The organism is Halomonas litopenaei, from assembly GCF_003045775.1.
Classification (GTDB): domain Bacteria; phylum Pseudomonadota; class Gammaproteobacteria; order Pseudomonadales; family Halomonadaceae; genus Halomonas; species Halomonas litopenaei.
In genome coordinates, this window is the sequence record NZ_PXNS01000031.1 from 1 (window position 1) to 1,250 (window position 1,250).

At 64.2% G+C, this 1,250-nt stretch carries 1 protein-coding gene; it reads left to right on the plus strand.

Annotated elements, in window-relative coordinates; translation table 11 throughout:
* Window positions 1-1,250: hypothetical protein (locus C6W88_RS21755; RefSeq protein WP_197037169.1), on the plus strand; the 1,250-nt coding region annotated here is incomplete at both ends.

Sequence of the window (1,250 nt, forward strand, 5' to 3'; positions counted from 1 at the left end):
CAAGGTGCTGGGCGACGGTGCTACCGATACTGTGACCTTCGATCTTGATGAAGGCACCCTGACCGTCACTGGCGACGGCACCTGGACCTTCGAGGCCAACGACAACCAAGTACAGAACAGCGCCGGCAATCCGTCGATCGGCTTCACCATCGCCACCGTCGACAGCGATGGCGACACCGCCACCGATAGCCATACCGTCACCATTACCGACGGCAGCGGCCCGAGTGTTTCGGTCACCGATAGCGATCCGGCCTCGACCCAGGCCAGTCTGGTACTGGATGATGCCGAGACCGAAGGGGCTGCGACCGACAGCGATGTAGCCAGCCTGACCTTTACCGCCGGCAGCGACGCTATCACCTCGATCGGTTTTGGTGACATCGACGGTATTCAGGTCGACGGCCTGAATGGCGAGCTGATCTGGAGCGTCAACAGCGCCGGTGAGCTGGAAGGCCGCACCGAGGCCGGCGGTGACGCCGTCCTGACCCTGACCCTGAGTCCGGCGGTTGACGCGAATAACCCGATCGCTGCCGGTACTCAGCAGGTGGTCACCGTGACCGCGACCCTGGCCGAGAGCCTGGCCCACGCGGTCGACACCGATAGCCTGTCGATCACCGGCATCAGCGTGGTCGGCACCGATACCGACGGTACCAGCACGACGGCAACCGTGGGTGTGAGCGTGGCGGATGATCAGCCGACCCTCGAGATCGCCGATACCGCCGAGACCGTGGTCGAAGGCGAGAGTGCCAACGGCACCTGGACCACCGACGCCGGTGCTGATGGGGCGACCGTCAGTGTGACGGTGGCAGGCGAGACCAAGCCGCTGGGCGACGCCAGTGATGCAACGGTCAGCTTCACCACCGACGAAGGCACCCTGACCGTCGGTCGCGACGGCTCTTGGACCTTCGAGGCCAACGCCAACCAGGTACAGAACAGCACCGGCAATCCGTCGATCGACTTCACTATCGCCACCGAAGACAGCGATGGCGACACCGCCACCGATAGCCACACCGTCACCATTACCGACGGTAGCGGTCCGAGCGTTTCGGTCACCGACAGCGATCCGGCCTCGACCCAGGCCAGCCTTGCGCTGGATGATGCCGAGACCGAAGGTGCTGCGTCCGACAGCGATGTAGCCAGCCTGACCTTTACCGCCGGTAGCGACGCCATCACCTCGATCGGTTTTGGTGACACCGCCGACATCAGTGTCGACGGCCTGAATGGCGAGCTGATCTGGAGCACCAACGACGCCG